Genomic DNA, 26,440 nt, shown 5'->3' with positions numbered 1-26,440 from the left:
CGCGTGCGCCGCGCCGCGCGCGACCCTCAGGCAAGCGCGGGCCGCTCGGCACTGACCAGCCAGTTGTTGAACGGGGTGTTGCCATACAGCGGGCGCATCTGCAGGTGCAGGCCCGCCGCTTCCAGGGGCGCGCGCACGCTGGCGGCGTCCGGATAGTGGCGCGGGCGCGTGCCCATCCAGCCCACCAGGTGCGCCAGCATGTCGGTGATGCGGGTGGTGCGGTCGCGGCCGCTGTTGTCGGCCAGGGTGGTGCGGATCACCAGCCGCCCGCCCGGTGCCACGCGGGCCGCCGCCGCCTGCAGCAGCCCCGTCTGGGCGTGCGCGGGCAGGTACTGCAGCACATCCAGCAGCGCCACGCTGCCGTGGTGGGCGGGCAGGGTGGCACTGGCATCCAGGCAGTCGAACCGCGCATCGGCCAGTGCTGCGCGCGTCCCGGCGCGTCGCGCGCGGGCAATCTTGTCCGCATCGATGTCCACGCCCAGGTACGGCTGCCGGTGCCCGGCCTGGCGCAGCACGTGCGCCAGCAGGCCCAGGCCGCAGCCGATGTCGAGCAGGGCGCCGTGCGCGGGCGCCAGCGCGGTCAGCACGCCCGGGTACAGCGGATCGCTGCCGAGCTTGCCGCGGCTGTAGTAGTAATCGCGTCGGTTGCCGAAGCGCTGGGCCGGCATGAAGGCGTCAGCGATGCGGCGGGCCTGTTCCTTGGCCAGTGGCAGGGCGTCCGTGCTCAGCGCGGCACCTCGTCGGCCAGCTGCACGCGCGCCACCTGGAACGCGCGTTCGGTCCACAGCGCGTACATCGCCGCCGACGGATGCAGGCCATCGTCGACCAGCATCACCGCTTCGCCGCCGGGTACCCGGCTGAGGTCGGTGATGTCGATGAACGACACGCCGTGTTCGGCGCAGATCGCGGCGGCGGCCGCGTTGTAGGCGTCCAGTTCCTGCCCGACCTGCACGCGGTCGCGGTTGTTGTCGCGCGCATACGGGGTTACGCCCCAATCGGGAATGGACAGCACCAGCACGCGCTGCGCACGGTCGCCGGCAAAGCCGAGTGCGCGCTGCAGCAGCGCGGTGAAGCGCGGGCGGTAGTCGTCCACGCTGCGGCCGCGGTACTGGTCGTTCACCCCGATCAGCAGGCTGACCAGGCCGAACGGCCCCTGCGGCGCGGCGGCATCGATGCCGGCCTCCAGCTCGTCGGTGGTCCAGCCGGTGGTGGCGATGATCTGCGGGTCGTCCACCGCCACGCCGATGTCGCGCAGGCCGGCCACCAGCTGCAGTGGCCAACGCGCGGCCGGTTCAACCCCTTCGCCGATGGTGTAGGAGTCGCCCAGGGCCAGGTAGGACAGCGCCACTCAGGCCACCGCGCTGCGCGGCTTCAGCGGCACCACTTTGGTATTCGCTTCGGCACGCCGGGCCAATGCGCGGTCGATACGGGCGAAGACATCGCGCATCACCTCTGCTTCGGGCAGCAGGGTGACCCGGAAGTGGTGGCGGTAGGGCACGTTGAAGCTCGAGCCCGGGACCACCAGTACGCCTTCCTCGTTCATCAGTTCCAGCGCGAAATCGTGGTCGTCGAAGCTGCGGGCCGCCGGCCCAACCACCGCCGGGAAGGCGTACAGCGCGCCGGCCGGCGCCACCAGCGACAGGTGCTCGCTGGCGTTGCAGGCCTCGATCACCGCGCGGCGGGTTTCATACAGGCGGCCGCCGGGCGCGCACAGCGCCGAGACGGTGTCCGGGCCGTTGACGGCCGCATCGATGGCGTACTGGCCGGGCACGTTGGCGCACAGGCGCAGCGCGCTGAGCAGGTCCATCGCCGCGCGGAACTCGCCCAGCCGTTCGGCTGCACCGGACAGCATCGCCCAGCCCACCCGCCAGCCACAGGCGCGGTGCACCTTGCTCAGCCCGCTGAAGGTGATGCACGGATGCTCGCCGGCCAGCGGGGCCACCGGGTGGAACTGCGCGTCGTCGTACAGGATCTGGTCGTAGATCTCATCGACCATCAGCAGCAGGTTGTGCTTGGCGGCGATGGCGACGATGCGCTCCAGCAGGTCGCGCGAGTAGCTGGCGCCGCTGGGGTTGTTCGGGTTGATCAGCACGATGGCGCGGGTGCGCGAGGACACCAGCGTCTCGATTTCCACCGGGTCCGGCTGGAAGCCGTTCTCCGGGGCGCAGCGGTAGTACACCGGGCGGCCGTCGTTGAGGATGGTGGCCGCCGACCACAGCGGGTAGTCGGGCGAGGGCACCAGCACTTCATCGCCGGGGTTGAGCAGGGCGCGCAGCGACAGGTCGATCAGCTCGCTGACACCATTGCCGACGAACACCCGGTCCGGATGCGCATCGGGCGCGCCACGGCGGGCGTAGGCGGCGGCGATGGCCTCGCGGGCCTCCGGCAGGCCCTGCTGGTGGGTATACGGGTCGGTGCGGCCCATGTCGTCGGCGATCGCGCGCTGCAGGTGTTCCGGTGCGCGGAAGCCGAAGTTGCCCGGGTTGCCGATGTTCAGCTTGATCAGCTTGCGCCCCTGGGCCTCCAGCTCACGCGCTCGCCGCGCCAGTTCGCCCCGGATCTCGTAGCGGACTTCGGACAGGCGCTCGCGGGTGGCAAGCGGCTTGATCGGGGGCGTGGACATGACTGGGCCGTTGGAGGGCATGGAATCTGCATGGTAGCGGAATTGGTGCGTTGCGGGGCAAGCCCCCGCCGGGGCCAAAACCCCATTGTTGGCGGGCAGTTGCCGGGCCCGGCCGGAGCGGCGGGGGAGGGTAGAATGGGGCGATGAGCGAACCGATCGATTTCCGCGCCCTGCAGACCATAGGCTGGCCCTGGGCAGGCGCCCCCGAGCTGCCCAGCTGGCAGGCCTTGTTCGATGCACACCCGCAGGCCCGTCCGGGCCGGGTGATCGAGCAGCACCGCACCGGCTACATCGTGGCCGACATGCCGGACGCGGCGATCAAGACCGAATCCCCGCCGGAGTGGCAGCGGCCGCGGTTCCCCAGCCATGAACGCGCGGCAGTGGGCGACTGGGTGCTGCTGGACGGCATCAAGATCATCGCGCTGCTGCCGCGGCGCACCGCGATCAAGCGCGGGGCGGCCGGCGAGCATTACCACCAGCAGGTGATCGCGGCCAACATCGATACCGTGTTCATCGTGTGCGGGCTGGATGCGGACTTCAACCCGCGCCGGATCGAGCGCTACCTGCTGCTGGTGGGCGGTGGCGGCGCGCAGCCGGTGGTGGTGCTGACCAAGGCCGACCAGACCGAGTACAGCCAGGATGCCCTGGACGTGCTGGAAGAGCTGGCCGCGCAGGACATTCCGCTGCTGGCCATCAACGGCCGCGACCCGGCCAGCGCGTCGGCGCTGCTGCCGTGGCTGGGCGCGGGGCGCACCGTGGTGCTGGTGGGGTCGTCGGGGGCGGGCAAGTCCACGCTGACCAACACCCTGCTTGGCGAGGAGCGCATGAAAACCGCCGATGTGCGTGTGAACGACTCGCGCGGCCGCCACACCACCACCCACCGCGCCTTGATCCCGCTGCCGGCCGGTGCCTGCCTGATCGATACACCCGGCATGCGCGAGCTCAAGCCGACCGGTGAAGAGGCCTTGAGCGAAGGCGGTTTCTCCGACGTGGAAGCCCTGTCGGCGCAATGCCGTTTCCGCGATTGCGCGCACCAGCGTGAGCCGGGCTGCGCGATCCGGGCGGCCATCGAAGATGGCTCGCTGGATGAAGAACGCCTGTTGAACTACTTCAAGCTGAAGGAAGAAGTGGCGGCCGCGGCGGCCAAGCTGGCGGTGCGCCAGGCGCAGCAGGCCATCGAGCGCAAGCACGTGGGCAAGGGCGCGCAGTGGCGACCGGGCGGAAAGGGCGGCCGGCGATAACCCACGTGCCGCCACCGGTGGGTCGACCACGATCGGGCGGTGTGCGGCGGCCGTGGTGGGGCCGCGGGTAGAGCCACCCCATGGGTGGCTGCTATTGTCCGCCCATGGACACACCGATGACCGTGGATCGTGAGGTGGCCCACCACACCGCGCTCGATGCGCAGCTGGTGGAGGCGGTGGGCGGCATCAAGCTGCTCGGCCTGACCAGTTGGCCGGCCGCGCTGCAGGCGCCGTTCCTGGCCAGCGTCGCGCGCGGCAACCCGGTGCTGCCCCAGGTGTCCTATCCCCGGCTGGACTTCAGCGATACGCGCCGCGCCCTGGCCGCGATCAGCGCCCAATGCGATCCCACCCATCCCATCGGCCTGTATGTGCAGCGCTCGGCGCACAGCTGGGACCTGGCCGCCGGCCTGCTGGAATCGCTGGGCACCGCCGCGGTGGACCACTACTCGGTGGAGCTGTTCGGCGCGCCCGAGCACCCGCTGCCCGGCAACGGCCCCAGTACCCGCGAGGCAGCGCGCCACTTCATCCAGATCGCGCAGGAACTGGACCACGAACTGCTTGCCCCCGAAGAACAGGTGCCGGTCTCGGCCACCGCGCTGCAGCTGCAGCTGCAAAGCGACCTGGACGCTTTCTTCGAATCGCGCATCATCAGCGTGCAGCTCGACCCGGAGCTGATTTCCAAGGCCGCCGCCGGTCCCACCCGGATCCGCCTGCGCACCAGTGCACGCTTCAGCGCCTACGACCGTGCGCAGCTGTTCCACCACGAAGCGCTGGTGCATTCGTTGACCGCCCTCAACGGACGCGAGCAGCCGCACCTGCCCAGCCTGGCGTTGTCCTCGCCGCGGGTCACCGCCACCCAGGAAGGGCTGGCCACGTTCGCCGAACAGATCACCGGCAGCATCGACATCGAACGGCTCAAGCGCATCAGCCTGCGCACCGAAGCCATCGCGATGGCGCGCGAAGGCGCCGATTTCATCCAGGTGTTCCGCTACTTCTGCGAGGCCGGGCAGAACAACGAAGAGAGTTTCGCCTCGGCCCAGCGCGTGTTCCGCGGCGTGCCGCCGACCGGCGGCGCGGCCTTCACCAAGGACACCGTGTACCTGCGCGGGCTGGTGTCGGTGCATACCTTCTTCCGCCATATGCTGGCCGAAGACCGCCTGCAGGTCTGCCGCTGGCTGTTTGCCGGCAAGATGTCGCTGCACGATGCCATCGCCTTCGCGCCGCTGTTTGAAGAGGGCATCCTGCGCCCGCCGCGCTGGTTGCCGCATTGGGTCAGCCGCGCCAATGGCCTGGCCGGCATGCTGGCGTTTTCGCTGTTCGCCAACCGCATCCGCATGGACCAGCTGGCCGCCGAGTAGGTCACCACCAACGGTGGTGATCTACCCGACGCGTCACCACCAACGGTGGTGACCTACTGCGGGTTCGCTTCTTCCCAGGCGATATGCACGTCAGCCAGCGCGTACAGTTGCTCGACCAGCGCCATCGGCAGGCCGTCGTCGTAGTCCTCGTCGTAGGCTTCATCGAACGGATCGATCTGATGCTCGCCATCCACGGCCTGCAGCATCTGCGCCGGCACGCGCTGCAGTTCGGCGGCCGAATGCTCGTTCGGACCGGCGCCGTCCCACCGGGTTGGATCGAAGCCGATACCGTGGTCGGCATAGAAACCGTCCAGGAAGCGTTGCTGCACCAAACCGATGAACTGGTGGGTGTCGCGATCGTAGTCGGGCACGTCGTCCAGCGTTTCGTACTGCGCATGCGCGCCCGCACCCACGCTCCAGAACAGCATCAGCGCCGTGGCGCGGTCCAGGTCGGGCTGGTCGGCCAGCCAGGCCAGGGCGCGCTGGTTGTCACCGTAGTTGGAGCGCGCCACATAGAGGTGCCGCTGTTCCGGCGTGGCCTGCACCAGATGCGCGTGCAGCAGCGCCCACTTGGTGGCCTCGTACTCTTGTTCGTTCATTGCCTGCTGTCCCTGCCGTTGCGGTAAGGCGGGCATTGTACGTTCGGTGCATGCGGGGAGCATGCGCGCACGGTTTCGCGCGTCGGGTCGCATTTCATACGCCGCACCCCGTGGCGTAAGAATCCTTTCATGTTGCGCTCGCATGATGGTCACGCACCTGCAGTGCGCAGGTCATCACCCCCCATGCAACGGACTACCATGCTTACCCGACCCCTGACGATCGCCGTGGCGATTGCGCTGTGCGCCGCCAATGCCCACGCTGCCGACGTAGCCGCCAACGCAGGCCCCGATGCCACCGTTGCGCTCAGCGCGCAGACCCTGGACACCGTGTCGGTGATCGGCCAGGGCGAAACCCGCCAGGTGCAGCGCATCGGCACGGTGGACAAGCAGGTGCTGCCGCCGGGCACCAGCGGCCAGAAGATCCTCGACCGCCTGCCGGGCGTGTCGGTGCAGTCCAACGATGCCTTCGGCGCCAACGAAGAATCGCAGAGCATCACCCTGCGCGGCTTCGACAAGAGCCGCCTGGGCTACACGCTGGACGGCATTCCGCTGGGCGACAACAGCTACGGCAACTACAACGGCCTGAGCATCGCGCGTGCCCTTATCGCCGAGAACCTGGCCGGGGCGGAACTGTCGCAGGGCATCGGCTCGCTGGGCGTGGCGTCCACCAGCAACCTGGGTGGCACCATCCAGTACTTCTCGCAGGACCCGTCCACCGAATTCGGCGGCCGTGCCAGCGTGACCGTGGGCGACGACAACCAGCGCCGTGGCTACCTGCGCGTGGACACCGGCGACCTCAACGGCTTCTCGGCCTACGTGTCCGGCGTGCACCAGGATTCGGACATGTGGGCCGCGCCGAACCAGAACCAGACCACGCGCCAGTTCAATGCCAAGGCCGTGTGGAACGTGGGCGACCACCGCTTTGGTGCGTTCGCCGCCACCTCGCGGGTGAGCCAGGCCAACTACGCCTACCTGTCCAAGGACATGCTGCGGCGTGGCCTGGGCTATGACTGGAACATCTACGCGCCGGACTGGGACCGCGCCGTGGCCGCCGCGTACTGCGCGCCGGGCACCTACAACGCGCAAAAGTGCGCCTTCAGCGGGGGCGTCAACAGCATCGACGATGCCTACTACCAGAGCCGTGCGCTGCGCGACGACAACCTGTACGCGCTGGATGCCGACCTCGCGCTGGGCGACACCGCGCGGCTGAAGCTGCTCGGCTACCACCATGAAAACCGTGGCCAGGGCCACTGGTGGGCACCGGGCCAGCCGTCCTACCCGGGCACCGCGCAGGCGCTGCCGATCTCCATCCGCAGCACCAACTACACCATCAACCGCCAGGGCATCACCGCCGCGCTGAGCTGGCAGTGGGGCATCCACGAGCTGGAAGCGGGCCTGTGGTACGAGCGCAACGACCACAACGTGGAGCGCAACTTCTACTACATCACCGGTCCGTTCCTGGACGACGCCTACCTGAACTACCCGAACCGCCGCCTGTTCGACCAGGACTTCGACATCCGCACGCGCCAGTTCTACGTGCAGGACCGCATGCGTTTCCTGGATGACCGCCTGACCGTCGATGTGGGCATCAAAAGCCCCAACACCCGCATGACCGCCAACGCCAAGCCGGGCACCGAGGCCAGCTACGCGTCGGGCACGCTGACCGCCAAGGAATCGGTGCTGCCGCAGGCCGGCATCGGCTTCAAGCTGAGCCCCAACCAGGAGCTGTTCGCCTCGTACTCGGAGAACATCGCCGCATTCGTCGGCGGTGGCAGCGGCGGCCCGCTGCAGGTGTCGCCGGAATCGTTCGCGGCCAGCGCCGGGCTGGAGCCGGAGAAGTCCAAAACGCTGGAAGCGGGCTTCCGCACCTTCGGCGAAAAGTACCAGGCCTCGATCGCGGCGTACCACGTCATGTTCGACAACCGCCTGCTCTCGCTCAACCCGTGCACCAGCATCGAGGTGGGCACGCGCCCGGAGTGCATCACCCGCTTCATCAACGTGGGCTCGGTGAAGAGCCGCGGTGCCGAGCTGACCTTCATCCTTAAGCCGGTGGATGGCCTGCAGTGGTACAACGCGCTGTCGTGGAACAAGACCACCTACGAGGACAACTACACCTCCGGCGGGGCGATCGTGCCGGTGGCCGGCAAGATCACCGTGGACACCCCGCAGCGCATGGCGTCCAGTGAAATCAGCTGGAACCGCGATGGCTACTTCGCCAGCCTGCGCGCCAAGTACACCGGCAAGCGCTATTACACCTACACCAACGACCAGTCGGTGGCGGGCGTGACCACCTTCGATGCCGGCGTGGGCTATTCGTTCGGCCCCGGCCTGGGCCTGCGCGACGTCAAGGTGTCGCTCAACGCGACCAACCTCACCAACAAGCGCTACGCCGGCCAGCTCAGCTCGTTTGCCCCGACCGACCCCACCGGCACCCGCTACGCCATCCACGCCAGCGCGCCGCGCCAGGTGTTCATGACGTTGGCAGCGGAGTTCTGACCAACGCGGGCACCGCCGAACGCCACCCCCGCGGTTGGGGTGCGCGGGTGTGCCGACCAACGGTCGGCACCTACCGGATACGAACGTGCGTAGCATGCCCGGCGATGCCGTGGCAGCCACAGGCCAGGCGGTGGCCATCCACGACCACCGCCTGGCCTTCCACCCGCACCCGTTCGCTGCCCTCCACAAACGCATGACGCCCGGGATGCAGCAGACACGTGGCCAGATCGCCAACCACGGCGATCGCGCGGCCGCCAATGTGGCGACGGCCATCCATCTGACATGAGACGACCTCGCCCCCGCCACTGGTGGGATCGCCCAGGCATACCGGGTGTTTCATGCCGGCCTCCGGGTCGTCGCGCGGTTCACCAATGCCCCTTCGGTGGCGTGCGATAGATCAGGGTTGCGGTGACCGTGTCGCCGTCCAGTACGTGGAGCAACGCGTCATCACTGGCCATCCGGTAGCCGGTCGCCGTGCTGAGCGCGGCGGCAAAGCGGTCGCCGATGTCGTCCATGCTGTCCTTGTGGCAGCGCGAGCCGGTGCGGACCAGGCCTTCCACGTTCAGCGTCGTGCCCTGTTGCCGGTACAGTGCGGTCATCGGCTGGCAGCCGGCGTAGCCGGTAAGGTGCTGGCCATCGGCTTCCAGGATGATGAAGCCCACGTGCGATTCCGGCGACACCGTCACTGCGGTGTGCGCGCCATTGCCGGGCAGGTCGTGCAGCTTCCACACCGTCCCCAGCAGCGGCTGCGGTGCTTCGGGTGTTTCAGGCCAGGTGTTCCAGATCTCCGGCAATGGGATAGGTTGCGGCTCGCAGGCGCTCATTGCGGTAACGGCGGCCAACAGAAGGGGCAGGGCGATGCAGGATTTCATGGCGCTCCAGAGAGGACTTGGCAATCGGAAGTGGGCAGGGGGCTGGCAGATGCCTGCGACGGCGTTGCGGTGATCACCGGTTGCAGCAGTAGACCGCCGTTGCCGTCGGCAATGACCACGACATGCCGTCCTGGGCAGGCCGCTGCCAGTGCCAATGCGGCGCCGCCGGCGCCACTGCCCAGCGGACCCAGTCGGGTGGCCAGATCCACGGCACGTGCAGGGTCGTCGAGGTCCACCGGCGGCAACAGCCCGCGCAGGGCCAGCCGCAGCGCGACGGTGAGGGCTGCATCGGCGCGGCTGTCGTGCCAGACGCGCCACGGCGCTTGATCGTCCGGCAGGCGAGCGCACAGCGCCTGCCAGCCGGCGGCGATCGCATGCTCGCATTCGAGGGCAGGCAATCGGTTGCCGTGCGCGTCGTGCAGCGGCAGGTGCAGGGGGGGCGGCAGGCGGGCCAGCACGGCCGCAGCGTCGTAGGCCTCCACCTGCTGGGTGCTCCAGGGCACCGGGTGCCAGGTGTCGTCGCCCAGCATGCGGGCAGCTCGGGCATGGTCAGCCAGCTCGGGATCGTCGGACGCCCTGTATGCCTTGAGCAACGCATCTACCGTCGCCGTCGGCAGCACCCGCGTCTGTGCTTCGTCCGGGGACAACGCGTGGACGCTGTCCATTTCCCTGCTCCACCACGCCATCGCCTGCCGGGCGCGTTTCCCATCGGTGCTATTGGCATCCACCGCCTGCTGGCGCAGGGCGACGGGCAGGCCGTCGCGGGTAATCCACAACACCACCACGCTGTCGTGCACGGGCGGGAGACGCGGTGTGTCCGGGTCTCGCCGTTGGCTGGAGTAGTGGCCGCGGATCAACTCACCGTCCACGCTCAACAGTACGGCGTTGCACAGCATTGGCGATGCCGAGAACTGCGCGTGCAGCGCTTGCAGCACGGGCGCCAGCGACGGGCCGTTCTGCTCCACGGCCCGCAGCAGCGGCGGGCGCACCGTGGCCTGGGCCGCCATCAGTCCGGGCCAGTCGGCGGCGGCGTAGCGGCTGTCAGGGGTAAGGGTAGGGGCGAGCGTAAAGACCGGCACCGGGCCGGCGCTGGGCACGTGGCTCACCAGCATGTCCATCGCCTGGGCCAGGCGTACCTGCAGTGCCATGCCGCGCTCGGCCAGTGAGGCGCCGGGGTCGGGCAGGTCGTTGGCGAGCAGGGGGGCGTGCGACGTGGACTGGGTCAGTTGGGTGGCCAGGCACTCGGGTGGATGCTGCTCCAGACGTGCGAAGCAGGCGCGTAGTTGCAGCGTGGGTTCGGTGGACGCCGCCGACGCCGCGCCGGCGGCGGCCGGGATAGGACTGGCGTCGCGATGGGATGGGCGAGCGGACCACGCCTGCACACCCCCATGCAGGCCGCGGCCCAGCAGGGCAAACGCGGCTGCGGCAACACTGCCCACCGCCCAGGGGCCCAGCGCGTCCAGGCGCTCGCCTGGTGGCAGGTCCAGCGCGTACCAGCCCATCAACAACGACCACGGTGCACAGAGAGCGTAGAAGACTCGCCGCCAGAGAGCTGCCGGGGTCATGACAGGCCGTCCTCGTGTGTGAGGCGTTTGGCGGCGTGACTTTGCGTGGTTCCTTGCGGCACGGCATGTATCGTGGTTGTAGGCCGAAATATCTGCCGCCTTCGCAGATAGCTCCAACGCGGCTCGCGTCGCGACACCCGCGCGATGTCATCCAGAATGTCCTGCTTCCCATCCATGCTCGACGCAGGCTTGGCATCGGTAAAAATCGGCTTGTCACCCCGGCGATAGATCTCCAGTGCCCTGCGCTCATCAGCGCTCATCGGATCCTCCGGCGGGGGATGGTCGAGCAGAGGCAATGGACGGGGAGGCCGGGTATGCCCCCACCCTGTGGGGACGAAGTTCTCATGCGCGTCGACGGCCCGCTGATACTTGTCCAACTGGGCTTTCCTCTCCTGCGCATGTGTGCGCAGGCGCTTGCGATAATCGTCGTCCTTCTTTTCCAGATGTTTGGCCATGTTCTCGTAGTCACGCTCGCATTGGGGATCGGTCAACACGAAGCCCGCGCGCGAGTCGTGCACGTACTGCGCCATGAAGGTGCTGACCGCCGTAGTGGGCACGGGTGCACCCGCCCAGTAACGGTCGTACATCCGCAGGCACTGGTGCTCACGTGTAATGGCGTTGACAGGGCCTGACTGCAGAAATTTCACCCTCAGCCGGTCCGTGGTCTGGCTGAAGGGCTGGATATAGACGCCCAGCTCTGCATTGGCCTGGTCCAGGTTGATGTGGTCCTGCACCTGGGTGCCCTTGCAGTGGGTCATGAAGGGATGTGCGATAAACCGGGCACGCGGCAACACGTCTCTTCGCCACCCGATGTAGGTGAGGTAGTGGCTGTGCATGAGGCGCATCAGCGGCGCGCCGCCGCGATGTTGCTGCAGCGTGGCTTGGTGAGCGTTGAAGCTGCGTTGTAGTTCGGGGGAGATGGCGAAGGCGTCGGTGAGCTGGGCATCCCCCAACGCAGCCCTCGGGATTAATGGTACTGCTGCTGCGCAGGCGCGTTCATACATATCGTTGAGTGGAATCTGCGACAGCATGTCGTACTGATCCTGTCGAACCTGATGCTGGCCAAGAAGGCTTCCTTTGCCTTGTGCCACGGGGCCATAGCCACCGCCAACGTCCGCATGTACGCCCGGATACACAATCTCCAGCCGCGCGGGCGCCTGCTCACGTGAAGCACCGATGGTGGTGAGCGGGAAGGAGTTGCGGGCCTCATGCCCTGCCACCATGTGCACACACTGCTCGACGAATGTGGGAATGAGCATGTGCTCGGGCTTGGCCCACGCCATGTGGCCATCGAAGGGCAGGGGAACGGAGTCGGCTTGCTCAACCGACGCAACCGTGTCGAACAGTCCCATGAAGCGCACCCGCAGTGGAATGCCGCAGACGCGCGGCTGGCCGCCGCCGGCCCATTCAGTCAGGTGATTCAGGAACGCGCGGGCCGCGGCGGCTCCGCGGGAGAAGCCGAACAGGTCCAGTGTGATCATCGGGATCGTTGGTGCCCCGGGCTTCGGGTTCGCCAGGATCTGTTCCAGCTTTCGTCGCCACACCTTGACCTGCGCGTCATCCTCCACAGCGCGGCTGATGTCGGAGATCGTTTCGGGCACGATGACGGCGCCTGATGCAAGTCTGGCCAGTTCGTTCGCGATGAACAGGAATGCGTATCGCAGGCGTCTGTCGCCGTAGGTTCCCTTCTGGGCGCCCGTTGGGTGTGGCTCAGCCTCGTAGATTTCGGGGAAGGGGGTGCCTACGCCCTGCACATACAGGCGGAATTGCCCAGTCAGAGGTTTGTGCTTGCAGCTGTCAAAAAGACGCGCGATATTGCTGTGCGAACCGGATGCCTTGTCTTCGTCCTTGTGGTTGCGCGTACCATCGAAGAACACCGAGAACTGCACGTTCATCCAGCATGGAACATTTTCCATGCCGGCACTGGACATGACCGGGTGGAAGAGCTGGGTTGCGGGCGCGTCTTCTGGCAGCCATGCGGATTCACTCATCACTGCCAATTCCTTGTCGTTCGTCGAAGTCTTTGTTTGGGAATTCAGCGCCGGGATAGTCGGGATGATTGGGTCCCAGCATGGCCGGAATCACCAGTACCTGATCGTCGGAAAAGATGTGTAACCAGGTTCGACCCACATACGAATAGGGATGCACTGGTACGTCCTTCTCCAGCCAGCGGCAGCCCTCGTTCTGAGGTTTGCCGGGGATGTAGAACGTTCCCCGTGTGCAACGCCGCCATTTGACATGCACGGTCAAGCCCGGGTGCCAGCGCTGCGGCAGGCTGATGGCACTGAGTACGGTGCTGCCGCCCGTGCCCGCGCTGTCGCCACCGCGGCCGTTGACATAAACAGGGCGCACGAAGGTGTCGGTCGGCTCATAGTCCATCGACGTCAAGCTGCCGCCGACGCGCGCGTTGGGGTCCGAACTTCGCTCAGGTGGCTTACAGCTCGTCAAGGTGAGCACGACGGCGGCGAGCGCGGCTATGTGCATTGCACTGCGTCTAAGGTGGCTAGGGGACTTCATCAACGTGCATGCGGAGGAGTCTGCTGGCTCGGTTCCCATGCAATGTGCGCTGCCGGGAGTCGTCAGGGAGTGTGCATCCAGTGTGCGCGACACCCGCTGCATGCCAAAGATCACGTTCGCTTCCTCGGGGAGCCAGGAGCATTCACTCATCTCGGCCAATGCCTCTGCGCTTGTTGAAGCTCTTGTAGGGAGATTCAGCTCCTGGATAGTCAGGATGATTCGGGCCTTTCATGGACGGAATGACCAGCACTTCGTCGTCAGCGAAGATGTGTAGCCAGGTACGCCCCACGTAGGTGTAGGGATGCACCGGAACATCTTTTTCGATCCAACGACAGGCCTCTTCCTCCGTTTCGGGCCGATCCGCATAGAAAGCCCTGCATCGACGCCATTTCACGCGCACCGTCAGCCCGGGATGCCACAGCTGCGGCAGACTGATCGCGCTGAGGACGGTGCTTCCGCCAGTTCCAGCACTGTCTCCGCCTCGACCATCGACATACACCGGACGCACGAAGGTGTCGGTCGGCTCATAGTCCATCGACGTCAAGCTGCCGCCGACGCGCGCATTGGGATCTGAACTTCGCTCCGGAGGCTTACAGCTCGTCAAGGTGAGCACGACGGCGGCGAGCGCGGCTATGTGCATTGCACTGCGTCTAAGGTGGCTAGGGGACTTCATCAAGGCGCATACGGAGGAGTCTGCTGGCTCGGTTCCCATGCAATGTGCGCTGCCGGGAGTCGTCAGGGAGTGCGCATCCAGTGTGCGCGACACCCGCTGCACGCCACAGATCACCTCCGCTTCCTCGGGGAGCCGGGAGCATTCACTCATCTCGGCCAATGCCTCTTCGCTCGTAGAAGTTCTTATAGGGGAATTCAGCTCCTGGATAGTCAGGATGATTCGGGCCTTTCATGGACGGGATGACCAACACTTCGTCGTCAGCGAAGATGTGTAGCCAGGTACGCCCCACGTAGGTGTAGGGGTGCACCGGAACGTCCTTTTCGATCCAACGACAGGCCTCTTCCTCCGTTTCAGGCCGATCCGCATAGAAAGCTCTGCATCGCCGCCATTTCGCACGGACTGTGAGTCCTGGATGCCACCGTTGCGGCAGACTGATCGCGCCGAGTGCGGTGCTTCCGCCGGTTCCGGCGCTGTCTCCGCCCAAGCCATTGACATAAACAGGGCGCACGAAGGTGTCGGTCGGCTCGTAGTCCATCGACGTCAAGCTTCCGCCGACGCGCGCGTTGGGGTCTGAACTTCGCTCCGGAGGGTTACAGCCTGCCATGGTGAGAGCCACAGCTGCGAGTGTGGCTGCATGGAGTACGCTACGCTTGCGGCGACGCCAGTGTTCAATCACTTCATGCGCGTGGGAAGCGTCTCTTTCGCTGTCCTTGAGGTGTGCTGCCATGGGTCGTCTTGAAACCTGAAAGTGAGCGCAATGGGGTGACTGCTCCCGGGCAGAGCTTGCCTTCGAGGGGGTGAGAGTTCGCGTTGCGCGGGCGTCTTCAGGAGCCCAAGCATATTCAGGGGGTAGGGTCATCATTGCTCCACGTCGTCAGGTAGTTGAGCAGTGCGAAGATCCGACGCCGCCCCATCCATCAGCGCGCTCCACAGCGCATCACCGCGCAACGCCAACGCGTGCACCGGGTGCCCATCCAGTGGCATGGAGCAGCCGCCCGGCATCAGCGCGAATGCAATCCAGCTCACCTGGTCCGGCGCTTCCACATACCCCGCGGCCACCGCTGCCCGCTGCACCTGCGTGGCGACGGCGTGTCTGCGCTCGCGCGAGGTCAGCGATGCGGCGTACCGCACATGTCCTTTAAGGCTGTGCAGCAGCTGGTCCACCCCGCTGTGCTCTGCCAGTGCCTCGCGCTGCGCATCGGTCCAGCCCGCCGTTGTGCCCGGCTCAAGGGACAACGGTTCGGGCAGCGCAAGCGCCAACGCTTCGCCATCGCGGTCAGCCAGCCACCAGCCACGCCACGGCATGCAGAAGGCAGCCCGCTGCGCTGGAGTCCACACCGTCATGGCCGCACGCAGCACGCGACCATCGGCCAGGCGGGTGTAGTGCAGCCCGCGCGGGTGGCCATCGCGCAGCCAGTGGCGCAGGTGGTTGGCCGCGTCTGGCAGCGCCAGCGCACTGGCCAGCCAGTTCACGCCTGGGCCACTACCGTCCAGCCCCATTGCCTGTGCCTGCGCTGGCGACAGCAACCACGGGCCAAGCGCCTGCGCATCCTCGGGCAGGTCGTCAAACAACGACATGCCCGCGCCCGGCGTGCGGGCCAGCCGGACGCCGGCGGCGTGTTGCATGGCGCCGTCCACGAGCACGCAGGGCGTCACCCCGTGGGTGGCCAATGCGGCATGGCACGCAGGCGGCAGGGGATTCATGCCGCGCCTGCCAGATTGACCGCCGCGCTGCCGCGCATGGCCGCCATGGCCAGGCAGGGCAGGCATACCGGCGGAATCGGCGCAGCCACCAAGGCGCGCTGCCACTGCTCGGTGCGCGGCCCATCCCAGTCATGGCTGGCACCATGGAACGCGATGGCGTCCTTGCTACCCCCGGTCACGCCCCCGCCCACGCGCAGGAAGCTGCCGTCGGCCGCCACCAGGCGGATCACCGGTGCGGCCAGCACGATCTCACCGTTCTCGGCACTGATCTGCACGCCTTGCAGCGCATGCGCCTGGATTTCCGCACTGCGCGCCTGCACCGCTACGTGCCCGGCGTTGGCGATGGTGCTGATGCCGCCGTCACGGGCAAACAGCGACAGGCCTTGGCCCGCCTGCAGGTGCATGCGCTCGACGCTGGTCTGCTGCAGGCTGCCGGTGGCAATTACATCGTGGTGTCCTTGGCTGACGTGCAACTGCGAGGCCGGGGTGGCGCTTACCAGGCCAGCAGCGGCCGATACGGCGATTACAGGTGCCTGGCCGCCCTGGTCGCCCCAGCCGCGCAGTGCCTCGGCAAGTGCCTGCTGCGGGGCAGTGGCCGGTGCGCCCGCCTGCTGTTCGATGGCCAGGGTGGCCAGGTCCTCGAACACACGGCGGCAATCGTCCAGAAGGCACTGCAGTTCCTGGCGGTCCAACTGGTGGCCCTGCGCGCGCTGGCGGCCGTGGCTGCTCAGCAGCAGGCCGTGCGCCGAGCGCAGCGCCAGCGCGGCATCGGTGCGCAACTCTGCGCCTTCGCCGCGCGGACTTGCCTGGCCGTCGGTGCGGGGGCCGTGCAGGTGTCCCAGGTGCAGCGCGCTGTCATGCGGGCTCGCGCGCAGCGTGGTGGCCAGCTGGCCGGTGCTGTCGTCAAAGATCAACTCGCCATGTGCATCACCTGCATGTTCCTGCGAGCGGATGCCGGACAGGGCGCGGTTGCCCGGCAAGTGCCCAACCCCGGCGAAGCGGGGTGTCGCATGGCGCCCGTTGTAGAGGACGCCGGTCACCAGCGGCCGGTCGATATCGCCGTGCAGGAAGGTGACCAGCACCTCCTGACCGATACGCGGCAGGAACTGGTGACCAAAGCCATCGCCCGCGCTGGGCAGGGCGACGCGCACCCAGGTGGAGGCGCGGGCATCTTCGGTGTGCCCTTCGGGGTGGTCCTGTGGGCGCTGCCAGTGGAAACAGATCCGAATGCGGCCCAGCGTATCGGTATGCACCGTCTCGCCGGGTGGGCCGACCACGGTGGCGGTCTGGGGGCCGTTGGCGGTGGGGCGGTGCAGGCGGTCGGCGTACGCGGGTACCACCGTCTGGTCATGCGGCACTGCGCGGAACCGGGTGCGACACTGGCCGGGCGTGAGACCCTCGCCATCGCCGGTAGGCACCGCGTCGGGCAGGTTGTTGCACGCCTCCAGATGGATGCCCGTGACCAGAAAACTGCGAGCGGCACTTTCCGGGGCCGCATATAACGGGTGCTGCTCGATGATAACGGCGTCGCCGGTGGCCAGGCTACGCAACTGCCCCTCACCCAGCCATGTGCGTGCGCGCAGCTCCCGCGCCTGCATGCGCAAGCGCGCATAGCGGTCAAGGTCCTGGTTGCCGTTCGCGTAGTAGAGCGTCTGCGCCTCATGCGCCTGCAAACCCAGCGTGGCGTCACTGGCCGGCAGGTCGCGGTGCAGCGCAGTGTCGTCGCTGCCCTGCAGAACCTGCGCGCTGGCGTAGTCATAGCTGGACAACGTCACGGTCGACGGCACCAGATGTTGACGTGCCTGCCACTGCTGCAGATCGTCGTCGCGGTCCTCGGTAAGTGCGCTGCGATACCGCAGTGGCCGGGCACGGCCCGGGTCGAACAGACTGCTGTCGCTCAGGTGCAGGCAGTGCCGTGGCTGCCGCTGATCCACGTTGAAGTGGAAGTGGTAACTGATCCCTTCCTCGGCAAGCAGGCGCTCCATGAAGGCATGGTCGCTCTCATTGAACTGCACGCAGTAGGAGCGCGGAGGATGCTCGCGCAGCAGCTGGCGCGTGTGCTCGAACGCGGCGGCAATGCGTGGATTGCGGTGCCGGTGTTCGTCCAGGATCAGCGCCACGATGTCGGGCACGCTGATGTCCTGAAAGACCCGGCAGGCGCGGCGGTGCGCCAGCAGAGCCAGTGCCGAGCCGATCTGCAGGTTCACCTGCGGCAGGCCGCCATGCAGGCCTGCGCGGTGCGCGCCAGTGATGATGCCGGTCAGCCAGCGTCGCCGGCCTTGCGCGCTGATGAGCCCGACACCGATGGAGCGGCCGAGCAGCGCGCTGGTGTCGAGATCGGGACGGGAGGCGACGCACGCGGCGGTGAGTTGGAAATCGCCGCTGAGGCTGTCGCGGTACTCGATGCGCTGCGGGAGCAGCGGAGCAGGGCTGGCCTCCGGTCCCCACACGATGTCGATCAAGCGATGTTGCGAGTGGGCCTTGGAGGCTGCTGCGATTCCATGCGACATGCGGGAGTCCTTCTAATCCACTGGCCACGAAGACGTGGCTGATGCTGTAGGTGGATTAGAAGTGAAGCGGGTCAGTGCGGGTAGCTGGAGAATGTCGCATCCAGCGTGATTTTCGCTGGGAAAACGTGCAAGACGGCAGATGTGTGACTGTGGTCACCCGACTTGTGCGCGGGCCAACGAGCGGCGCCGATAGGCATCGATCGTTTGATGTTGCGGGGCCGTGGCGTTTCATGGCGTGTCGATCAACGGTGAACACGCGCCGGTGTGGCGTACAAAAAAAAGCCGCAACGCCTCGCAGCGTCGCGGCCACCTCGTGGGGGAGGTCACGCGTCAACTTGACGCGTCAAACATCAGAACATGTGCAGCCCACCGTTCACCGCGTAATCCGCGCCGGTCACATACGCCGCATCATCCGACGCCAGCCACGCGCACAGGCTGGCCACTTCTTCCGGCTTGCCCAGGCGGCGGATCGGTACCGAGCCGGCCAACCGGTCCAGCACGTCCGGCGGGAAACTGCTGATCGACTGGCTGGCGATGTAGCCCGGCGAAATCGTATTGACCGTCACCCCGCGCGTGGCCACTTCATTGGCCAGCGCGCGGCTGAACCCATGCATGGCCGCCTTCGCGGTGGCGAAATTGACCTGGCCGATCTGGCCCTTGTGCGCGCTCACCGAGCCGATGTTCACGATCCGGCCCCAGCCCCGCGCGGCCATGCCGTCGATGACCTGCTTGGTGATGTTGAACAGCGCATGCAGGTTCGAGCCCATCACCGCGTTCCAGTCGTCCGGGCTCATCTGCCGGAACAACACGTCGCGGCTGCCGCCGGCGTTGTTGACCAGCACGTCGATCTCGCCGACCTCGGCCTTGACCTTGGCGAAGGCGGCCACGGTCGAGGACCAGTCCGCGGCGTTGCCCTCGGAGGCGATGAAATCGAAGCCCAGCTCGCGCTGTTCGCGCAGCCAGCCGGCCTTGCGCGGCGAGTTCGGTGCGCAACCGGCCACCACGGTGTGGCCGTTGCGGGCCAGCTTCTGGCAGATGGCAGTGCCGACACTGCCCATACCGCTGGTGACGTAGGCGATGCGAAGGGTCATGGCAGAACGCTCCTTGGTAGGCGGATCAGGACGCAAGCGGGTACAGGCCGAACAGCAGCCCACCGATCATCAGCAGCAGCGAAATGGCGACCGCCCACTTCAGGGTGAACTTCTGGTGGTCGGCGAACTCCACCTTGGCCAGGCCCACCAGCAGGTAGGTCGAGGGCACCAGCGGGCTGAGCAGGTGCACCGGCTGCCCGGCCAGCGAGGCGCGGGCCATTTCCACCGGGGTGATGCCGTAGTTGCCGGCGGCCTCGGACAGGATCGGCAGCACGCCGAAGTAGAAGGCGTCGTTGGACATGAAGAAGGTGAACGGCATCGAGGCGATCGCGGTGATCACCGCCAGGTACGGGCCCCAGCTGTCCGGGATGATCGCCAGGAAGCTGTGCGACATCGCCTCCACCATGCCGGTGTTGTTGAGGATGCCGGTGAAGATGCCCGCGGCGAAGATCAGTGCCACCACCGACAGCACGTTGCCGGCATGGTTGACCACGCGGCGGCGCTGCTCGGCCAGGTTGGGGTAGTTGATCACCAGCGCGATCGCAAAGCCGACCATGAACAGCACCGGCATCGGCAGCACGCCCATGATCAGCGCGGTCATCAGCGCCAGGGTGAGCGCCAGGTTCACCCACAGCAGCTTCGGCCGCTTGGTGTCTTCGGCGTCTTTCACCGTGGGCAGCGCGTTGCCGTCATCGGACACGCTGTTGTCCATCCAACTGCCACCCTGCGGCAGGCTCACCACGCCGAGCCGGCGGCGCTCCTTCAGGCCCAGGTACCAGGCCAGCAGCAGCACGCCCGCACAGGCGATCACCATCGAGGGAATCAGCGGCACGAACACATCGGCCGGGTCCACGTGCAACGCAGTGGCTGCACGTGCGGTGGGCCCGCCCCACGGGGTCAGGTTCATCACGCCACCGGCGAGGATGGTCACGCAGGTCATGTTCAACGCGTTCATGCCCAGCCGCTGGTACAGCGGCAGCATCGCCGACACGGTGATCATGTAGGTGGTCGAGCCATCGCCATCGAGCGAGATCAGCATCGCCAGGATGGCGGTGCCGAGCACGATCTTCATCGGGTCGCCCTTGACGAAGCGCAGGATGATCCGCACCAGCGGGTCGAACAGGCCCGCATCGATCATCACCCCGAAGTACAGGATGGCGAACATCAGCATCACGCCGGTGGGCGCGATCTTCTTGATGCCCTCCAGCATCATCTCGTCGATGTCGGCACCGAAGCCGCCCAGCAGCGCGAAGATGATCGGAATGGTGATGAGGGCAACCAGCGGCGACAGCCGCTTGCTCATGATCAAATACATGAATGTAATGACCATGCCAAAGCCGAGGATGCTCAGCATCATCTGCAGACTCCTGGAAGGGAAAGACGGAAGGGAAGGCTCAGAAATCGAACTGCAGGCGGCCGGTCACCGCGCGGGTGCGGTCCACGGTGGTTGCGGTCAGGCGGTCGCGGTTGCGGCTTTCGATCAGGTTGAGCATGAAGCGCAGGTTCGGGCGCATGTACCAGTTGCTGCCCAGCGTCCATGCCTCGGTCTGTGCATCGCGCAGGTCCGGCTGGCCGATCAGGTGCTGGTCGCCGCGCATCTGGTCGTAGCGCAGTGCCAGCTCGAAGGCGCCTGCCTTGTGCTGGAAATCCTTGACCCGACCGAAGCGGCCGGTCTTGCGGTCGTACACGCGCGACTCGCCGGTGACGAACCAGCTGACCAGGCCGTAGCCGGCCAGGACCTTGCCGCGCTGGCTGCCGTCGTCGAAGGTGGCGCCGCTGAACTCGCCCTGCCAGGACAGCGGGCCGCGCACCTGCGCGTACTCCAGCGACCACTTGTTGACGTCGGTGTCGCGGCCGGCCGAAAAATCGACCAGGGTCAGGCGGCTGTTGTCGGACAGGTGGCCGGCCGGGCGCGGGCGGATCTTCAGCCCGGGCACGCCGTTGGCGCCGGGATTGTCATAGCGCTCGTGGGCCAGCGACAGGCCCAGATGCAGCACTTCGCCAGCGGTGGCGCCCGGTGCCCAGGTGGCACGGCCACCGGCGGCGCGGCCCTTGACCTGCCAGGCGTCGATGCTCTCCAGGCTGTAGGCGCTGGCCGCCCAGGTCATGTCGCCGCGCGCGGCCTGCCACGAGGCGCCCAGCCGGTACAGCGGGGCCAGCGTGGTGCCGGCGTTGCCGCGTTCCAGGAAGGTGCCGTAGTTGGAGCTGGTGCGGTCGTCCAGCGAGAAGAACTGCTTGAACTGGCCCACGGTGAGCTTGCCGGCGTCACCGAAGCTGCGGCTGACGAACACGTCCTTGGCCTCCACCCGGTCGCCGGAGACGTCCGCTTCCAGCTTGTAGTCGACCACGAAGAACTTGCCGGACACATCCAGCCAGGCGCGGCGGATCTCGGTGTCGTCCTTGTTCGGGGTGCCCCGGCCATCGTTGCTGAAATCGGCGAAATCCAGGTGCAGGCGGCCGCCGACGGTGGCGGTGACCGGGCGGTCGTCGTCGTTGTCCTCGGCGGCCCAGACCGGCGCGGTCAGCAACAGCAGGGTGCAGGCAGCCGGCGTGCGCCAGCGCAGTGAGTTCAGTTCCACGGACCCTCCCAGGTACGTCAGTGCGGTGATGTCGCCAATGGCGTGGCAGGGGACTGCGACGCGATGGCGCAGCCTAGTGCCGCGAAGCTGTCATCCACCTGTCAGGGGTTTGTGCAGTGCAGCGAAGCCCACGGCAGCGGCCGCTCGCGCTAGCATTCATGCACCTTCGACGAATTGACCCGATGCGCCTGCTGCTGGTGGAAGACAACCCGGACCTGGCTGATGCCATCGTTCGCCGCATGCGCCGCAGTGGCCACGCGGTGGACTGGCAGAGCGACGGGCTGGCGGCGGCCAGCGTGCTGCGCTACCAGAGCTTCGACTTGGTGGTGCTGGATATCGGCCTGCCCAAGCTGGACGGCCTGCGCGTGCTGGCCGGCATGCGCGAGCGCGGCGACAGCACCCCGGTGCTGATGCTGACCGCGCGCGACGGCATCGAAGACCGCGTGCAGGCACTGGACGTGGGCGCGGACGATTACCTGGGCAAACCCTTCGATTTCCGCGAATTCGAGGCGCGCTGCCGGGTCCTGCTGCGGCGTACCCGTGGCCAGGCCAGCGAAGTGGTGCAGATCGGCGCGTTCCAGTTCGACAACGCCTCGCACCGGGTCAGCCTGGACGGCCAGCCGATCGAACTGCCCAACCGCGAGTACCGCCTGCTGGAAATCTTGATGGGGCGGCTGGGCCAGGTGGTGGGCAAGGACGAGATCGGCAACGGCCTGTTCGGCTTCGACGACGAGGCCGGCCCCAATGCGATCGAACTTTACGTGGGCCGCCTGCGCCGCAAGCTGGCCGACGCGCCGCTGCGGATCGTGACCGTGCGTGGCAGCGGCTACCTGCTCGAAGCGCTGGGCGACGACGCCGGCAGTGCGGGCGGCGATGACGACTGACCCGCGCACGTCCGGCTCGATCCGGCACACGCTGTGGCTGTACCTGGGCGCGTTCCTGGCGCTGTTCGCGGTGGCGTTGCTGTTCGGCGCGCGCGCCTACGGGCAACGCGCGGCCAACCGCTCCTACGACCACCTGTTGGTGTCCTCGGCGCTGTCGATCATCGATTCGGTGGCGCTGGTTGAGGCGCAATGGCAGGTCGATCTGCCGTATGCCGCGCTGGACCTGCTGGCCATGGCGCCGGAAGACCGCGTGTTCTACCGCGTGTCCGACGCGCGCGACCAGACGGTGACCGGGTATGCGGACCTGCCGCTGCCGCCGCACGCGCCCAGCGACCGTCCGCAGTTGTTCGATGCGCTCTACAGTGGCGAGCAGGTGCGTTTCGTGGTGGTCTCGCGGCGGGTGTCCTCGCCGTCGGCGCAGGGCGAAGTGCGGGTGCAGGTGGGCCAGACCCGGCGCGCGCGCGAAGCGCTGGCGCAGGACATGGTGACCCGTGCGTTGCTGGCCATCGCCGTGTTGTCGCTGCTGTCGCTGGCCCTGGTGGGTCTGGGCGTGCACCGCGCGCTACGCCCGCTGGTGCGGATGGAGCGCGAACTGGCACGGCGTGAACCGTCCGACCTGAAACCGCTCGATGCCAGCGTGCCGCGCGAGATGGACAAGATGGTGGGTGCGCTGAACCACTTCATGGGCCGTCTGCAGGGCAGCAATGAAACCCTGCGCGCGTTCATGGCCGAGGCGGCGCACCAGATGCGCACGCCACTGGCCGCACTGCGCGCGCAGGCGCAGCTGGCACTGGACGAGGAAGACCCCGAGGACATGCGGCGCAGCCTGCACGCCATCGAACGCAACGCCACCCACATGAGCCGGTTGCTCAACCAGCTGCTCAGCGACGCCAGCGTGATCCACCGGGCCAACCTGCAGCGCTTCGCCCCGGTGGACCTGGCCGAAACCGTGCACCAGGCGCTGCATGAAGCGCTGCCGCAGGCACTGCCGGCCCCGCGCGTGCAGCTGGCGGTGAGCGCACAGGCGGCCTGGATACATGGCGACGCGCTACTGCTGCGCGAGGCCATCAAGAATCTCATCGACAACGCCCTCAAATACGGCGGCGACGGTGCGCTGCAGGTGGCGCTTACCGAAGAGGCGCAGCACTGGGTGCTGACCATCGCCGACCACGGTCCGGGCATTGCCGCGGCCGATGCCGAGCGCGTGTTCGAGCGTTTCGCGCGCGGCGAAGGGGCCGCAGCGGGCGGCGCCGGGCTGGGCCTGGCGATCGTCAAGCGCGTGGTGGACAGCCATGGCGGCCAGATCGACCTGAGCAACCGCGTGGGAGGGGGCCTGGTGGCCACCATCCGCCTGCCGAGGATGCATGCATGAAGTACGTGTGGCTTGTGCTGTTGCAGTTGTTGGTGGCAGGCCCGGCGCTGGCCGCACCGGGCGATGTGCAGCGCTTCCCGGCCAAGGGGCCGGCAGTGGCGCAGCTGCGCATCCATGGCTCGACCGACATCGAAGTGTTCGCCACGGTGATCGCCGACTACCAGCGCCTGCACCCGGGCACCGAGATCCTCTACGAGGATGTCATCACCCAGGACATCTACGCGCGCTACCTGCGCGATCGCGGCGGTCCACAGGCGCCTGACATGCTGATCAGCAGCGGCATGGACCTGCAGACCAAGCTGGTCAACGACGGCCATGCGCTGCCGCACCGCTCGGTGCAGACCGACGCCTTGCCGGCGTGGGCGCAATGGCGGCACGAAGCGTTCGGGATCAGCTACGAGCCGGTGGCCATCGTCTACAACACCCGCACCCTGCCAGCGGCGCGGGTACCGCACACGCGCCGGCAACTGCTGGAACTGCTGCGCGCGCCGGACGCACCGCTGCAGGGCAGGGTGGGCACCTACGACGTGGAGCGCAGCAGCGTGGGCTACCTGCTGGCCACCCAGGACGGCCAGCGCGGCAGCATTGCCGGCGCGCTGCTGGGCGCGCTGGGCGACAACGGCGTGCACCTGGAAGAACGCACCGGCGTGCTGCTCGACCAGGTCAGCAGCGGCAAGCTGTCGCTGGTCTACAACGTGCTGGGCTCCTACGCGCAGGCGCGGATCGAGGCCGGTGCACCGCTGGGCATCGTGGAACCGGAGGACTACACGCTGGTGGTGTTGCGCACGGCGGTGATTCCTCGCAGCAGCCCGCATCCGGACGAGGCGCGGCGTTTCCTCGACTACCTTCTGTCGCCCCGCGGCCAGCAGGTGCTCTCGCGCGAAGCCCGCCTGATGCCGATCCTGCCCGCACAGGGCCAGCAACGTGGCCGCTCGCCCGCGCGCAGCTACCGCCCCATCCAGCTGGGCCCGGGCCTGCTCGTGTACCTGGACGGCCTCAAGCGCCGCCAGTTCCTCGAAGCCTGGCGCGGCAGCATGCGGCAGCGCGACGACCGGTAACGACGGCCACCGGCCTCCACCCGGTAGTGACGGCCGCTGGCCGTCAACCTCATCACAACGAACCACCCCGGTAGTGACGGCCGCTGGCCGTCAACCTCATCACAACGAACCACCCCGGTAGTGACGGCCGCTGGCCGTCAGCCTCATCACAACGAACCACCACGCGTAGCGCCGGGCTCTGCCCGGCAACCGCATTACAATGGACCGCATGAGCGAACTCACCGTCCTGATCGCCGACGACCACCCGCTGCTGCGCGCGGCCGTCGTCCATTCCCTGCGCCAGTCACTGCCGCAGGCGCAGGTGATCGAAGTGGCCAGCGCCGCCACGCTGGAAACCGCGCTGGACCAGCACCCGGAAATCGAACTGGTGCTGCTGGACCTGACCATGCCCGGCGCCCGCGGGTTCTCCTCGCTGCTGCACGTACGCGGCGCGCACCCCGACATCCCGGTGGTCATCGTCTCCTCCAACGACCACCCCCGCGTGATCCGCCGCGCGCAGCAGTTCGGCGCAGCCGGCTTCATCCCCAAATCCGCCCCCGCCGAAACCATCGGCCAGGCGGTGGCGGCGGTGCTCGATGGCGGGGTCTGGTTCCCGGCCATGGCACCGGAGCGCTCCGAATCCGACGCGCTGCTCGCCGCACGCCTGGCCCAGCTCACCCCGCAGCAGTTCCGCGTGCTGCTGTGCCTGGCCGACGGCCTGCTCAACAAACAGATCGCCTACGAACTGGGCCTGGCCGAGAACACGGTGAAGGTGCACGTCACCGCGATCCTGAAAAAGCTCGAATGCCACAGCCGCACGCAGGCCGCGGTACTGGTGAAGGCGCTGGAGCCGGAAGGCGATGCTGGCGCGGGGATGGACGGCTGACGCGCGCAGGCGAACATCCGCCCATCCCTCGCGAGTGGCAAAGGTGCGATGCGTAGACCGAGGTAGGGTCGCATCCCGATCGACCGCCGATAACCTGCGCAGCGGTCGGTGGTGGCATGACCTGTGTTGAAGGCGGCTTCGTCGCAGGGCATGCGTTCGCCGCGCGGATCGGCACGGTCGGCGGTCGTTTGGGAACCGACCCTACCTTCAGCAGGATGCGTTGTCCGACGTGGGTTCGCATCCAGATCCACTGCCGATACCCCGCGCAACTCGCGATGCGTTGACCGAGGTAGGGGCGCATCCCGATCGACCGCCGATAACCTGCGCAGCGTTCGGTGGTGGCATGACCTGTGGTGAAGGCGGCTTCGTCGCAGGGCATGCGTTCGCCGCGCGGATCGGCAGGGTCGGCGGTCGTTTGGGAACCGACCCTACC

Annotated in this window: 23 protein-coding genes; 7 read left to right on the top strand and 16 right to left on the bottom strand. The window is 67.4% G+C overall.

The window, feature by feature from the left end:
• Nucleotides 1-26: 26 nt before the first annotated feature.
• The 3 genes from AC6CHL_RS06625 to AC6CHL_RS06615 are packed head-to-tail and all read right to left on the bottom strand — an operon-like array spanning nt 27 to nt 2,623.
• On the bottom strand, nt 27-668 hold the full coding sequence (locus AC6CHL_RS06625) for a class I SAM-dependent methyltransferase (protein WP_498294016.1): 642 nt from the start codon (nt 666-668) through the stop codon (nt 27-29).
• Between the two features lie 56 nt (nt 669-724).
• Complete coding sequence (locus AC6CHL_RS06620; RefSeq protein ID WP_447595617.1) at nt 725-1,348, bottom strand: SGNH/GDSL hydrolase family protein; 624 nt, start codon at nt 1,346-1,348, stop codon at nt 725-727.
• The gene (locus AC6CHL_RS06615; protein WP_038686340.1) at nt 1,349-2,623 is read right to left on the bottom strand and encodes a pyridoxal phosphate-dependent aminotransferase; all 1,275 of its coding nucleotides are present in this window, start codon (nt 2,621-2,623) and stop codon (nt 1,349-1,351) included.
• Nucleotides 2,624-2,766: 143 nt separating this feature from the next.
• Between AC6CHL_RS06615 and rsgA the strand changes: the two genes are divergently transcribed.
• Together rsgA and AC6CHL_RS06605 are read left to right on the top strand one after the other, a co-directional pair.
• The gene (rsgA, locus tag AC6CHL_RS06610) at nt 2,767-3,864 is read left to right on the top strand and encodes a ribosome small subunit-dependent GTPase A (RefSeq protein WP_463601650.1); all 1,098 of its coding nucleotides are present in this window, start codon (nt 2,767-2,769) and stop codon (nt 3,862-3,864) included.
• Nucleotides 3,865-3,980: 116 nt separating this feature from the next.
• Nucleotides 3,981-5,222: a flavohemoglobin expression-modulating QEGLA motif protein gene (locus tag AC6CHL_RS06605; protein WP_038686344.1), complete on the top strand. Its 1,242-nt coding sequence runs from the start codon at nt 3,981-3,983 to the stop codon at nt 5,220-5,222.
• A gap of 53 nt (nt 5,223-5,275) precedes the next feature.
• Here the strand turns inward: AC6CHL_RS06605 and AC6CHL_RS06600 are convergent, their stop codons facing one another.
• Nucleotides 5,276-5,821, bottom strand: a complete 546-nt coding sequence (locus tag AC6CHL_RS06600) for a DUF4274 domain-containing protein (RefSeq protein ID WP_498293903.1) — start codon at nt 5,819-5,821, stop codon at nt 5,276-5,278.
• A 198-nt stretch (nt 5,822-6,019) separates the two neighbouring features.
• On the opposite strand from AC6CHL_RS06600, the gene AC6CHL_RS06595 reads away from it, so the two are divergent.
• Entirely contained in the window at nt 6,020-8,317 is a 2,298-nt protein-coding gene (locus AC6CHL_RS06595) for a TonB-dependent receptor (RefSeq protein WP_498293901.1), read from the top strand.
• 70 nt (nt 8,318-8,387) lie between these two features.
• On the opposite strand, the gene AC6CHL_RS06590 is transcribed toward AC6CHL_RS06595, so the two are convergent.
• From AC6CHL_RS06590 to AC6CHL_RS06535, 12 genes are all read right to left on the bottom strand, one after another.
• Nucleotides 8,388-8,594, bottom strand: a complete 207-nt coding sequence (locus AC6CHL_RS06590) for a PAAR domain-containing protein (RefSeq protein WP_463602108.1) — start codon at nt 8,592-8,594, stop codon at nt 8,388-8,390.
• A gap of 88 nt (nt 8,595-8,682) precedes the next feature.
• A complete protein-coding gene (locus AC6CHL_RS06585) occupies nt 8,683-9,189 on the bottom strand; it encodes an META domain-containing protein (protein ID WP_463601648.1) in 507 nt (168 codons plus the stop codon).
• A complete protein-coding gene (locus AC6CHL_RS06580; protein WP_498293899.1) occupies nt 9,186-10,754 on the bottom strand; it encodes a hypothetical protein in 1,569 nt (522 codons plus the stop codon). Before AC6CHL_RS06580 ends, AC6CHL_RS06585 begins: the two co-directional genes overlap by 4 nt.
• Nucleotides 10,751-12,745, bottom strand: a complete 1,995-nt coding sequence (locus AC6CHL_RS06575) for a T6SS phospholipase effector Tle1-like catalytic domain-containing protein (protein ID WP_498293898.1) — start codon at nt 12,743-12,745, stop codon at nt 10,751-10,753. Before AC6CHL_RS06575 ends, AC6CHL_RS06580 begins: the two co-directional genes overlap by 4 nt.
• On the bottom strand, nt 12,738-13,238 hold the full coding sequence (locus AC6CHL_RS06570; protein WP_498293896.1) for a DUF3304 domain-containing protein: 501 nt from the start codon (nt 13,236-13,238) through the stop codon (nt 12,738-12,740). Before AC6CHL_RS06570 ends, AC6CHL_RS06575 begins: the two co-directional genes overlap by 8 nt.
• Nucleotides 13,239-13,413: 175 nt before the next feature.
• Nucleotides 13,414-14,094, bottom strand: coding sequence for a DUF3304 domain-containing protein (locus tag AC6CHL_RS06565; RefSeq protein ID WP_498293894.1), 681 nt, complete (start codon nt 14,092-14,094; stop codon nt 13,414-13,416).
• Nucleotides 14,087-14,671 (bottom strand): DUF3304 domain-containing protein, encoded by a 585-nt coding sequence (locus AC6CHL_RS06560; RefSeq protein WP_498293892.1) that lies wholly within the window; start codon nt 14,669-14,671, stop codon nt 14,087-14,089. Before AC6CHL_RS06560 ends, AC6CHL_RS06565 begins: the two co-directional genes overlap by 8 nt.
• Nucleotides 14,672-14,802: 131 nt before the next feature.
• Nucleotides 14,803-15,648, bottom strand: a complete 846-nt coding sequence (locus tag AC6CHL_RS06555) for a DUF4123 domain-containing protein (RefSeq protein ID WP_498293890.1) — start codon at nt 15,646-15,648, stop codon at nt 14,803-14,805.
• The gene (locus AC6CHL_RS06550) at nt 15,645-18,158 is read right to left on the bottom strand and encodes a type VI secretion system Vgr family protein (protein ID WP_498293889.1); all 2,514 of its coding nucleotides are present in this window, start codon (nt 18,156-18,158) and stop codon (nt 15,645-15,647) included. Before AC6CHL_RS06550 ends, AC6CHL_RS06555 begins: the two co-directional genes overlap by 4 nt.
• A gap of 350 nt (nt 18,159-18,508) precedes the next feature.
• Nucleotides 18,509-19,249, bottom strand: a complete 741-nt coding sequence (gene phbB / locus AC6CHL_RS06545; RefSeq protein WP_128097684.1) for an acetoacetyl-CoA reductase — start codon at nt 19,247-19,249, stop codon at nt 18,509-18,511.
• Between the two features lie 25 nt (nt 19,250-19,274).
• Complete coding sequence (locus tag AC6CHL_RS06540; RefSeq protein WP_498294014.1) at nt 19,275-20,603, bottom strand: CitMHS family transporter; 1,329 nt, start codon at nt 20,601-20,603, stop codon at nt 19,275-19,277.
• Between the two features lie 40 nt (nt 20,604-20,643).
• Nucleotides 20,644-21,828: an OprO/OprP family phosphate-selective porin gene (locus tag AC6CHL_RS06535; protein WP_498293887.1), complete on the bottom strand. Its 1,185-nt coding sequence runs from the start codon at nt 21,826-21,828 to the stop codon at nt 20,644-20,646.
• A 182-nt stretch (nt 21,829-22,010) separates the two neighbouring features.
• Here AC6CHL_RS06535 and AC6CHL_RS06530 point away from each other — a divergent pair, with 182 nt between their 5' ends.
• The 4 genes from AC6CHL_RS06530 (at nt 22,011) to AC6CHL_RS06515 (ending at nt 26,007) form a co-directional block, all read left to right on the top strand.
• The gene (locus AC6CHL_RS06530) at nt 22,011-22,712 is read left to right on the top strand and encodes a response regulator transcription factor (RefSeq protein ID WP_038686349.1); all 702 of its coding nucleotides are present in this window, start codon (nt 22,011-22,013) and stop codon (nt 22,710-22,712) included.
• On the top strand, nt 22,702-24,084 hold the full coding sequence (locus tag AC6CHL_RS06525) for a sensor histidine kinase N-terminal domain-containing protein (protein WP_414715946.1): 1,383 nt from the start codon (nt 22,702-22,704) through the stop codon (nt 24,082-24,084). Before AC6CHL_RS06530 ends, AC6CHL_RS06525 begins: the two co-directional genes overlap by 11 nt.
• On the top strand, nt 24,081-25,142 hold the full coding sequence (locus AC6CHL_RS06520; protein ID WP_498293884.1) for an ABC transporter substrate-binding protein: 1,062 nt from the start codon (nt 24,081-24,083) through the stop codon (nt 25,140-25,142). The genes AC6CHL_RS06525 and AC6CHL_RS06520 overlap by 4 nt, the downstream gene beginning before the upstream one ends.
• Nucleotides 25,143-25,350: 208 nt before the next feature.
• Nucleotides 25,351-26,007 carry a LuxR C-terminal-related transcriptional regulator gene (locus AC6CHL_RS06515; protein WP_448134378.1) on the top strand — a complete coding sequence of 219 codons (657 nt, stop codon included), beginning with the start codon at nt 25,351-25,353 and terminating at the stop codon, nt 26,005-26,007.
• The last annotated feature ends 433 nt before the right edge of the window (nt 26,008-26,440 follow it).

Source organism: Stenotrophomonas sp. GQ19, assembly GCF_059758695.1.
The sequence above is the reverse complement of the archived record's forward strand: the minus strand, read 5'-3'. Positions and strand labels throughout refer to the sequence as shown.

Excerpts from the sequence above, each read along its gene's own strand:
- AC6CHL_RS06625 (WP_498294016.1), bottom strand. The coding sequence starts at position 668 with ATGCCGGCCCAGCGCTTCGGCAACCGACGCGATTACTACTACAGCCGC.
- AC6CHL_RS06615 (WP_038686340.1), bottom strand. The coding sequence starts at position 2,623 with ATGTCCACGCCCCCGATCAAGCCGCTTGCCACCCGCGAGCGCCTGTCC.
- rsgA (WP_463601650.1), top strand. The coding sequence starts at position 2,767 with ATGAGCGAACCGATCGATTTCCGCGCCCTGCAGACCATAGGCTGGCCC.
- AC6CHL_RS06605 (WP_038686344.1), top strand. The coding sequence starts at position 3,981 with ATGACCGTGGATCGTGAGGTGGCCCACCACACCGCGCTCGATGCGCAG.
- AC6CHL_RS06600 (WP_498293903.1), bottom strand. The coding sequence starts at position 5,821 with ATGAACGAACAAGAGTACGAGGCCACCAAGTGGGCGCTGCTGCACGCG.
- AC6CHL_RS06595 (WP_498293901.1), top strand. The coding sequence starts at position 6,020 with ATGCTTACCCGACCCCTGACGATCGCCGTGGCGATTGCGCTGTGCGCC.
- AC6CHL_RS06590 (WP_463602108.1), bottom strand. The coding sequence starts at position 8,594 with ATGGATGGCCGTCGCCACATTGGCGGCCGCGCGATCGCCGTGGTTGGC.
- AC6CHL_RS06585 (WP_463601648.1), bottom strand. The coding sequence starts at position 9,189 with ATGAAATCCTGCATCGCCCTGCCCCTTCTGTTGGCCGCCGTTACCGCA.
- AC6CHL_RS06580 (WP_498293899.1), bottom strand. The coding sequence starts at position 10,754 with ATGACCCCGGCAGCTCTCTGGCGGCGAGTCTTCTACGCTCTCTGTGCA.
- AC6CHL_RS06575 (WP_498293898.1), bottom strand. The coding sequence starts at position 12,745 with ATGAGTGAATCCGCATGGCTGCCAGAAGACGCGCCCGCAACCCAGCTC.
- AC6CHL_RS06570 (WP_498293896.1), bottom strand. The coding sequence starts at position 13,238 with ATGCACATAGCCGCGCTCGCCGCCGTCGTGCTCACCTTGACGAGCTGT.
- AC6CHL_RS06565 (WP_498293894.1), bottom strand. The coding sequence starts at position 14,094 with ATGAGTGAATGCTCCCGGCTCCCCGAGGAAGCGGAGGTGATCTGTGGC.
- AC6CHL_RS06560 (WP_498293892.1), bottom strand. The coding sequence starts at position 14,671 with ATGGCAGCACACCTCAAGGACAGCGAAAGAGACGCTTCCCACGCGCAT.
- AC6CHL_RS06555 (WP_498293890.1), bottom strand. The coding sequence starts at position 15,648 with ATGAATCCCCTGCCGCCTGCGTGCCATGCCGCATTGGCCACCCACGGG.
- AC6CHL_RS06550 (WP_498293889.1), bottom strand. The coding sequence starts at position 18,158 with ATGTCGCATGGAATCGCAGCAGCCTCCAAGGCCCACTCGCAACATCGC.
- phbB (WP_128097684.1), bottom strand. The coding sequence starts at position 19,249 with ATGACCCTTCGCATCGCCTACGTCACCAGCGGTATGGGCAGTGTCGGC.
- AC6CHL_RS06540 (WP_498294014.1), bottom strand. The coding sequence starts at position 20,603 with ATGCTGAGCATCCTCGGCTTTGGCATGGTCATTACATTCATGTATTTG.
- AC6CHL_RS06530 (WP_038686349.1), top strand. The coding sequence starts at position 22,011 with ATGCGCCTGCTGCTGGTGGAAGACAACCCGGACCTGGCTGATGCCATC.
- AC6CHL_RS06525 (WP_414715946.1), top strand. The coding sequence starts at position 22,702 with ATGACGACTGACCCGCGCACGTCCGGCTCGATCCGGCACACGCTGTGG.
- AC6CHL_RS06520 (WP_498293884.1), top strand. The coding sequence starts at position 24,081 with ATGAAGTACGTGTGGCTTGTGCTGTTGCAGTTGTTGGTGGCAGGCCCG.
- AC6CHL_RS06515 (WP_448134378.1), top strand. The coding sequence starts at position 25,351 with ATGAGCGAACTCACCGTCCTGATCGCCGACGACCACCCGCTGCTGCGC.